The 8,687-nt window shown below is 65.4% G+C and carries 12 protein-coding genes; 1 reads left to right on the plus strand and 11 read right to left on the minus strand.

The window, feature by feature from the left end; genetic code table 11:
• The 10 genes from J0J10_RS00710 to J0J10_RS00755 all read right to left on the minus strand — a co-directional run.
• Positions 1 to 203: transposase (locus J0J10_RS00710; RefSeq protein ID WP_465247137.1), on the minus strand; the 203-nt coding region annotated here is incomplete at its 3' end.
• Between the two features lie 203 nt (positions 204 to 406).
• A complete protein-coding gene (locus J0J10_RS00715) occupies positions 407 to 712 on the minus strand; it encodes a hypothetical protein (RefSeq protein WP_291644428.1) in 306 nt (101 codons plus the stop codon).
• Between the two features lie 34 nt (positions 713 to 746).
• Entirely contained in the window at positions 747 to 1,862 is a 1,116-nt protein-coding gene (locus tag J0J10_RS00720) for an FAD-dependent oxidoreductase (RefSeq protein WP_291644430.1), read from the minus strand.
• Between the two features lies 1 nt (position 1,863).
• Entirely contained in the window at positions 1,864 to 2,382 is a 519-nt protein-coding gene (locus J0J10_RS00725; protein WP_291644432.1) for a cupin domain-containing protein, read from the minus strand.
• Positions 2,383 to 2,427: 45 nt separating this feature from the next.
• On the minus strand, positions 2,428 to 3,057 hold the full coding sequence (locus J0J10_RS00730) for a TetR/AcrR family transcriptional regulator (RefSeq protein ID WP_291644435.1): 630 nt from the start codon (positions 3,055 to 3,057) through the stop codon (positions 2,428 to 2,430).
• 15 nt (positions 3,058 to 3,072) lie between these two features.
• Positions 3,073 to 3,777: an ABC transporter ATP-binding protein gene (locus tag J0J10_RS00735; protein WP_291644437.1), complete on the minus strand. Its 705-nt coding sequence runs from the start codon at positions 3,775 to 3,777 to the stop codon at positions 3,073 to 3,075.
• A complete protein-coding gene (locus J0J10_RS00740) occupies positions 3,777 to 4,511 on the minus strand; it encodes an ABC transporter ATP-binding protein (RefSeq protein WP_291644439.1) in 735 nt (244 codons plus the stop codon). Before J0J10_RS00740 ends, J0J10_RS00735 begins: the two co-directional genes overlap by 1 nt.
• On the minus strand, positions 4,499 to 5,506 hold the full coding sequence (locus J0J10_RS00745) for a branched-chain amino acid ABC transporter permease (RefSeq protein WP_291644441.1): 1,008 nt from the start codon (positions 5,504 to 5,506) through the stop codon (positions 4,499 to 4,501). The genes J0J10_RS00740 and J0J10_RS00745 overlap by 13 nt, the downstream gene beginning before the upstream one ends.
• Positions 5,503 to 6,387 carry a branched-chain amino acid ABC transporter permease gene (locus tag J0J10_RS00750; RefSeq protein WP_291644443.1) on the minus strand — a complete coding sequence of 295 codons (885 nt, stop codon included), beginning with the start codon at positions 6,385 to 6,387 and terminating at the stop codon, positions 5,503 to 5,505. The genes J0J10_RS00745 and J0J10_RS00750 overlap by 4 nt, the downstream gene beginning before the upstream one ends.
• A gap of 46 nt (positions 6,388 to 6,433) precedes the next feature.
• The gene (locus J0J10_RS00755; protein ID WP_291644445.1) at positions 6,434 to 7,696 is read right to left on the minus strand and encodes an ABC transporter substrate-binding protein; all 1,263 of its coding nucleotides are present in this window, start codon (positions 7,694 to 7,696) and stop codon (positions 6,434 to 6,436) included.
• Between the two features lie 173 nt (positions 7,697 to 7,869).
• On the opposite strand from J0J10_RS00755, the gene J0J10_RS00760 reads away from it, so the two are divergent.
• Positions 7,870 to 8,478 (plus strand): glutathione S-transferase, encoded by a 609-nt coding sequence (locus J0J10_RS00760; protein ID WP_291644447.1) that lies wholly within the window; start codon positions 7,870 to 7,872, stop codon positions 8,476 to 8,478.
• Between the two features lie 91 nt (positions 8,479 to 8,569).
• On the opposite strand, the gene J0J10_RS00765 is transcribed toward J0J10_RS00760, so the two are convergent.
• Positions 8,570 to 8,687: IS3 family transposase (locus J0J10_RS00765; protein WP_291398952.1), on the minus strand; the 118-nt coding region annotated here is incomplete at its 5' end.

The raw sequence follows: 8,687 nt of genomic DNA on the forward strand, positions 1-8,687 counted from the left end.
CCGATGAGCAGCATCCGGATCATCAGTTCCGGATCGATCGAGGGCCGTCCCGTCTCGCTGTAGAAGGGACGCAGATGCCCGCGGATCTCCGAGAGATCGACGAACCGGTCGATGGTGCGGACCCAATGGTCGGCCGGGATGTGACGCTCTAGGCTGAACTCGTAGAACAGCGCCTCCTGCGCCACCTGCCGTTCGCCCATCATCGCGCCGCCCTCCATCCAAGGACGACTGAATCAGGACTTCATATCGGCGGCAACGACGACTTTTTCAACGGTATCCGCCAGTTCTCGACATTGGTTCAATGCCCAAAACCGGACGCTGGAATCCGCAGGCAATAGCGGGCCCACCGGATGTCCGGCGCTCGGTCGTCTGTCGAAACGGCCCCGCGGCATCCACGGTTCGTCGATCACGCCGGGACGGCTTGACCCGTGTCACGCAATGAGAGCTCGTGCGTGATCGCGACCTCGAGCGCCGCCATCAGCTCCTGAAGGTTCGCGATGTCCTGCGCCCGGGCCAGATAGACTACGGGATAGGTGATCACGTCCTGCGCCATGAAGCGGCGCTTGTCGATCAGCATCCTCTTCAGGTGGAGAAGGTTCTGGAGATGGTCTCCGGCCGGCACATGCTGGCCGAAATCATCCGCCGGACGGGCATAGCCGGCGGTGTCCTGCAAGGTGTCGTACTTGTCGAGGGACGGGGGAGCCTTGAACATGATCTTGGTCCTTTCGTGAGGGGTGGCCGCGCGATCACGCGGCCGCGGCGCCGAACTCGGCCGGGATGTTCGCTTCGAGCAGACGCCTCAACCCTGGATCGCTGAAGAAGATCTCGTTGTTCGGGTCGAGGCGTCCCGCGGTGATGCCCTCGGCGTATTTCTGGGTGAAATCGACGAGCGGGCGCAGCCTGCGCTCCCACTCGCGCAACTCGTCCTGTTGCGAGGCGCCGGCGGAGACCGAAGCGGAGAGCGCATAGGCGGTCATCATCGCGGTGTTGGCGCCCTGTCCCAATGCCGGGGTCATGCCATGCGCCGCATCGCCGATCAGCGCGCAGCGCCCGGCATGCCAAGCCGGCGGGAAGATCGAATGGTAGACGTCGTAATGTCCGCCGTTACCGATCCTCTCGAAATAGCGACGCAGCATCGGGAAGGTCGCGGACCAGAGCTCGACATCGACGGGCTGGCGCCCGGCTTCGGGGTCGCTCAGCAGATTGACCAGGATCATGTACATCAGCGTCGGTGAGCATGGCAGCAAGCCGATCCGGCGTCCGCTGGGGTCGTTGAATTCCCGTCCGACCCGCGTATTGCTATCTGGGAAATCGCCCGGCTCGATCGGGATCAGCAGCCGCAGCGCGCCCTTGCGGTGCTCGCCGAGGGGCAGATCGCCCATCACCGCCCGCCGCACCGCCGACCTGATGCCATCGGCGCCGACAACGAGATCGGCCTCGTGCCGGCTGCCGTTCTCTAGGAGGATCGCCCCCTCGGCCTCGGCCGAAACGACGCGCGAGCCCGGCGCGATCGTGACGCCGGACGCCTTCGCCGCCCCCACCAGCAGATCGACCAGCGCCTGGCGGTGGAACATAACGATCCGCCCGCCCGTCGCATCGAACGGCTTGTATTCGGTCGCCTGCTCGCCCGAGCTGCGATAAATGCGCCAGCGCTCGAGGCGGTGACCGGAGGTTTCGACGCGATCGCCGAGGCCGAGAGCCTCGAGAACGCGCAGGCCGTTTTCGAAGATCGGGAAGCCGTTGCCGTTGGCCCGCAGCGCCGGGCTTCGTTCGTGAACCGTGACCCGCCAGCCGCGGCGCGCGAAAACGATGCTGGCGACGAGGCCGGCGATGCCGCCGCCGGCGATATGGACGATCGACATCTCAGGCGTTTCCTGCAGGACGCGTGGTCCAGAGCTGTGTCAGGGGTCCGCCGGCCCCGTAGACCGGGTCGAAGGCGGGGATCGGGACGCGCTGCGAGCGCTCGACCATGCGGGCATATTCGTCGGCGTCGCCGAGACGGAAGTCATGGATGGCGTAGCCGGACGGGAAGGCTCCGGTCAGCCTGAGATCCTCAGTGATCTCCTCGCCGAAATGCCCGACGCCGGCCGGGATCACGACGATGTCGCCCGCTTCCATCGTCACCCGGACGCCGTCATGACCGCCGAAGCGGCCGATCAGCGCGCCGCGCGTCACCGCGATCAGCTCGTGCGTGTCGCTGTGGAAATGGTGCTTGGGATACATGCCGAACCCGCTGTGCCAGTCCGGCGGCCAGCCGTTCCGCCGCAGCAGCGCTTCCATCTCGGGAGGCGTGCCGTCGATCACCCCGCGATAGAGCAGCAGCGGCAGATGCGAATTCGGAACGCGACCGTTCCCACGCAGGAAATGCGTTTCGATCGTCACCGTAGTCCCTTTCCCGTAAGAGCGGTTTTGCTGAAGTATCCGGCCTCAGTCGATCAGGAGGCCGTCGAGGAAGATGTCGATACTGTTGGCGTAGACCTGCTCGCTGGTGCGCTCGTAGAGCGAGATCCGCCCGGTCGCGGCGAGATAGGCGCAGCCCATCCACTGCCCCCAGAGCGAGAGCGTCGCCGCGCGCGCATCGACCGGTCGCGCCTCCTGCCGCTCGATGCCGAGACTGATCGCGCGCTCGATCGTGGCGATGCCCTCGTCGAGCTTGGCGCGAACCTGTTCCGCCGCCTCGGGAGGCAGCGCTTCCTTGCGGCCCGGGAGATAAAAGAACGACAGCGTCCTGAAATACTCCTGATGGTCCTGGAAGAAGTTCATGTACGCGGTCGTCATCCGGAAGAGATTGTTCTTCACGGAATCGGTCTCGATCAGCGAACGCTTCAGGCCGCCGATCATGCCGTCGAGATCACGCAGCAGGAGAGCCGTGTAGATCTCCTGCTTGCTGGCGAAATACTGGTAGATCGTCGCGCGCGAGAGCCCCGAGGCGCTCGCGATGTCCTCGACGTTCACGGCGCTGAAATCGGCATCCACAAACACGGTCTTCGCCGCGTCGAGGATCTGGTTGCTGCGGTGTGCCGCCTTGAGCTCACGTTTCCGATCAGCTTGGGTCATTGTTCTTCACCGTTCTCAGACGCCGAGATAGGCGCGTCGCAAACCGTCATCCTCTAGCAGCGTCTTGCCTGCTCCCTGCATCACGCAGGCGCCGCTCTCGAGGACATAGGCGAAGTCCGCATTCCCCAGCACATGCACGACCTGCTGCTCGACGATGAGCACCGGTACGCCGGTGTCGCGGATGGAGCGGACGAGTTCGAAGACCTCCTCGACCAGCATGGGCGCGAGGCCGAGCGTCGGCTCGTCGAGTACGAGCAGGCGCGGGCAGGACATCAGGCCCCGGCCGATGGCGCACATCTGCTGCTCGCCGCCCGACAGCGTCACCGCCTGCTGCCCGCGGCGTTCCTTCAGCTTGGGCAGGAGCGAGAAGACGAAGTCGAGTTGCTGCTGTCGCTTCGGCCGGGCCGGGCGCGGATAGGCGCCGAGCTCCAGGTTCTCCTGCACCGTCATGAACGGGAACAGGCGGCGGCCCTCCGGGACATGGATCAGGCCGCGCTCGACGATCTCATGCGTCGAGAGTCGCTCGATCGCCTCGCCGTCGAAGCTGACCGAGCCGGCGCGATTGGCGATCAGCCCGGAGATCGCGGACAGCGTCGTCGTCTTGCCGGCGCCGTTGCTGCCGACGATCCCGACGACCTGGCCCGCACCGACCTCGAACGAGAAATTCTCCAGCGCCAGCACGTCGCCGAAGCGCACCGAGAGGTTTTGAACCGCCAGCATCACAGCCCCCCGTCGGCTTTGAAGTTCGGGCCGAGATAGGCCGAGAGCACCTTGGGATCGCGGGCGATCTCCTCCGGGGAGCCCTGCGCGATCGGTTCGCCGTTCTGCAGGACAAGGATTTCGTCCGAGAGACGCATGACCGCGTTCATGTGATGCTCGATCACGACCACGGCGAGCCCGCGATCGCGCAGGCCTTGGATGAAGGCAATCATGCGCTGGACCTCGATGGGAATGAGCCCGCCCATGACCTCGTCGAGGAGCAGGACCTTGGGACGCGTCGCCAGCACCTTCGCCATTTCGAGGCGCTTGCGGTCGCCGATCGGCAGGCTGCCGGCCCGCATTCCGGCCAGCCGGGACATGCCGAGATCATCGAGTACCGCGGCGGCCGCCTCCCGGGCCTCGGCGATGGAAGCGGTTCGTAGCATCGCGCCCATGACCACGTTCTCGAGAACGGTGAGCCCGCGGAAGGGCTGGACAACCTGGAAGGTCCGCGCCAGCCCGGCCCGGCAGCGATCCTCGGGGGACATGCCAGCCAGCGACCGGTCGTCGAGTTGCACGGTGCCAGCATCCGACGGGATAAAACCGGTCAGCAGGTTGAAGACCGTGGTCTTGCCGGCCCCGTTCGGCCCGATGATCGACAGGATGCGGCCCGGCCGGGCGGTGAACGAGACGTTCTGAACCGCGCGGAGCCCGCCGAAGCTCTTGCTGAGCCCGCTGCTCGTCAGGGTCGCCATCCGAACCTCCTGCTCAAGGCGTCGCGCAGCCCGGGTCCCAGCCCGCCGGGCATGGCGAGCAGGACGCTGATGACGATCGCGGAATAGGCGAGCTGCGTGAGGCCCGAGATCTGGTTGCCGAGGTAGATCTGCATCGCCAAGGAGACGCAGGTCACGACGGCGGCCCCGATGATCGGCCCGTAGGCTGTCCCCAGTCCGCCGACGATCGCCATGAGCGCGAAGTTCAGCGACAGGCTGAGGCTCATCACGCTGTCGGGATCGATATAGAGAAAGTACTGCGCATGCAGCGTCCCGCACAGGCTGGTCATCGCCGCCGACAGGGCGAAGATGCCGATGCGGATGGGCAATGTCCTTATGCCGAGCGCGCGCGCGGCATCTTGGTTCTCGCGGAAGGCGACGAGCGAGTAGCCGAGCTTGCTGCCGGCGATCAGCAGGGTCGCGGCGTAATAGGCCGCCATGAGGCCGAGTGCGAGATAGACATAGACCGCCTTGTTCGCGAAGGTCAGGTTGAGCACGCTCGGCTGCAGCGGGATCGCCAGGCCGGAGGAGCCGCCCGTCAGCTCGCGGAAATTGATGGCGCTGATGTGGATGACGGCGCCGAAGGCGAGCGTCGACATCACGAAGAACGCGCCCTTCAGCCGCAGCGTGATCATCCCCAGCACGATCGCAGCGGCGGCGCTGATCGCGGCGCCCACCAGCATGCCCAGCAGCGGGCTGATGCCGGCCTTCAGGAAAAGCAGCGTCGAGGTATAGGCGCCGATGCCGTAGAAGGCGGCGTGCCCGAGCGAGAGCTGGCCGGCATAGCCACCGGACAGGTTCCAGGCGAGCGCGGCGGCGGCCGACAGCAGCGACATCATGACCATGTTCAGCACGAACGGGTCGCTTACGAGCAACGGCAGGCTCACAAGCAGCGCGAAGGCGGCTATCGACCAGGCGTGGTGCGGCATCCGCGCGGGCGCCGCCCCGGCGGGGTTGGATGTGGAACGCTCGCTCATGTGACGTCCATTACTTCGGCGCCCTTGCGGCCGAAGAAGCCGACCGGACGGAAGGCGAGGATCGCTATGAATACGATGAAGTAGACGAACTGCTTCATCTCTCCCCCGAGGAAATAGCTGGAAAAGGACTCGATCACGCCGATCAGCAGACCCGCGAGCGTTGCGCCGGCGATGCTGCCCATGCCGCCGAGCACGACGGCGACGAACGCGACAAGGATGAGGTCGGCGCCCGTATAGGGATTCACCGGGTAGAGCGGCGCCAGAAGCACGCCGGCGGCTCCCACAAGGGCGCAGCCGATGGCGAAGGTCAGCGCATAGATACGGTCGACATTGATCCCGACCAGCCGCGCCGAGCGACGATCCTGGGCCGTCGCGCGGATGGCGGCGCCCATGTAGCTGTATTTCAGGAAGACGGCGAGCGCGACGGTCAGCGCGATCGACGCCGCAAAGGCCACCATGCGCAGCCACGAAATGTAGAACGGCCCGATCTCGAACGCCGCCGTCGCATATTCCGCCCTCACGGCGCGGAAGTCGGAGGTGAAGAGAACCAGGAAGAGGTTCTGCAGGAAGAGCGACAGCGCGAAGGTGACGAAGACCTGCACGACGTGCGGCGCCTCGAGCGTCCGCCGGACGAGCAGGCGCTCGGTGACCAGGCCGAGCACGAACAGGATCGGCACGACCACGAGGCTCGCGACGAACGGATCGAGCCCCAGCAGGTGATACATGAAGAACGTCAGGAACATTGCCAGCGTCAGGTATTCGCCATGAGCAAAGTTCACGACCCGCAGCACCCCGAAGACCAGCGTCAGACCGACGCTGATCAGGGCGTAGATGCCGCCGACAAACAGCCCCGACAATGCGAGCTGCACATAGATTTCCACGATCAATCCCTCGTGCTGGCGATACCGTCGGCGCAGGCCGGGCGGATCAGCGGGCGCCCCAGGCGGGCAGCGGCACCAGGATCGGATCCGCCAGCTTGTTCGCCTCGGGGAAGACCGAGACCATGCGGCGCGCCTGCCATTGCACGACGCTGCCGAAGGCGCGGGTATTCTGGCCCTTCGCGTCAAACTTCATGCCCCAGCCGTTGATGTAGGCGCCGTTGGGCACGTCCGCCGCCAGGGCAGCCTCGCGCAGGGCGCCCGCCTCGCCGCCCTTGGCGTTGCCGATGACGTCGCGGATCAGCGACATGCCGACCACGAAGCCGAGCGATTCCTGCACGGCGGGGACCACCTTGTACTTGCCCTGATAGCGCTTGAGGAATTCGTCGCGGTCGGCCTTCGTCGCGGGCGAGAGTGCGTCGGGATTGGCGTCGTTGGGATAGGACGACGAGAAGATGCCGTTGACGTCGTCGCCGATCGCCTCCGCGAATGACAGGGTCGAGTGGCCGGCGCTGGTGCCGATGAAGGCCGGCGGCCGATAGCGCATCTCCTTCATCTGGCGCTGCAGCAGCACGGCATCGTTGATGAACTGCGTCGCGACGATCGCGTCCGGCTTGAGCGAGCGCAGCTTCAGCACGAGCGGCGAAAGGTCGGTCGTCTTGGCAGAGTAAAGCTCGTGCAGCGCCACGGTGATGCCGAGCGCCTTCGCCTCCGCGATCGCCGCCGACGAGACATCGACGCCGAACGCGGAATCCTCGGCGATCACGGCGATCCGGATCGCCTTCGGGTCCTGCTTGAGCAGGCCGCTCAGGGCTTCGGCGATGTAGCGCGGCGCGGGGCGGCCGAGCCCCCCTGCGTCCAGCCCGACGCGGAAGACGTTTTTGAAGCCCCGTTCCGTGAAGTTGTTGGCGACCGCCATGCCTTCCCAGTAGAAGGCGCCGTTGCGCTCGGCCTCCTGGCTGGCGACCATGCCGACGGCACTGGTCGAGCTGCCGGTGAAGATGCGCACGCCCTCGCGCGCCGCGAGCCGGTTGGTCTCGCTGATCGCGGCCTGCGGCGTGTGGCCGTCGCCCTTGAACAGCGCGATCTTGCGGCCGTTGAGCCCGCCGCGGTCGTTGATCAGGTCGACCGCGATCTCGACACCCTGGAAATTCTGGTTGCCGAAGACGGAGCCGGCACCGGTCAGCGGGAAGATTCCACCGATCTTGATCGGCCCCTCATCGGCGATCACGCGGCTCGACAGCGCCGAATGCGCCGCGACCATCCCTCCAGCCAGAACCGGCATGAACTGGCGTCGCGTTATCCTCGTCATGGTGAAGATCCCCTTCGTGCTCAGCGGTCTGATGCCGCCTGAGAAACCCAACCGATCACGCTGCGCAGACCGCGCCATCGCCCTTGGTCGACAGGATGAGAAACTAAGTTCGAAAAATAGACAAGTCAAATTATTTTGTCTAAAAAACAAACTCCTTGGTTGGAGTCGTCAGAGTGAAACTGTTTTTCTCGCCGCAATCGCCCTATGTTCGGAAGGTCCTGATCGTCGCGCACGAACTCGGCTGCCTCTCGCAGATCGAAACCGTGCCCACGGCAGCGCATCCGGTGCAGCGCAATGCTGCCCTGATCGCCTCGAACCCGCTCGGCCAGATCCCCGCGCTGGAACTCGCCGACGGGCGCTTGATCTATGACAGCCGCGTCATCTGCGACTATCTGAACGAGACCTGCGGCGGCGCGATCGTTCCGGCGACAGGGCCGGCGCGCTGGCGGGCGCTGACCGAGCAAGCGCTCGGCGACGGCATGCTCGCTGCAGCACTGCTCGCGCGTTACGAGACTGCCGCGCGACCACCCGAGCTGCGATGGCCGGCCTGGCTCGAAGGGCAACTCGACAAGGCCGTGACCAGCCTAGATGCAATCGAGCGCGATGCCGCGAGCCTGGCGGATCGGGTCGATATCGGCACGATCACGATCGCCTGCGCGCTCGGTTATCTCGACCTGCGCTTTCCCGATTTCGGGTGGAGAGAGCGATTTCCTCGCGTCGCGGAATGGGAAGCTCAGTTTGCCGCGCGAGAAGCTCTCAGGACGACAGCGCCTCTCTCTTAACGCGTCGCGATTATTTGGAGAGCCAGCCGAAACTAGATGCGCGGATACCGTTGAAAAAGTCTGGCCTGCTGCCGGTTTCGTGGACGCTCAGTTAAGCTAATCCCACCTTCTTTTCGAACTCGACCGGGCTGATGTAGCCGATGGTCGAGTGCCTGCGAACGGCATTGTAGAAGCGCTCGATGTAATCGAACACGTCGGCACGGGCATCG

It is taken from the genome of Allobosea sp. (assembly GCF_017308075.1).
In the GTDB taxonomy this organism is placed as follows: Bacteria; Pseudomonadota; Alphaproteobacteria; order Rhizobiales; family Beijerinckiaceae; genus Allobosea.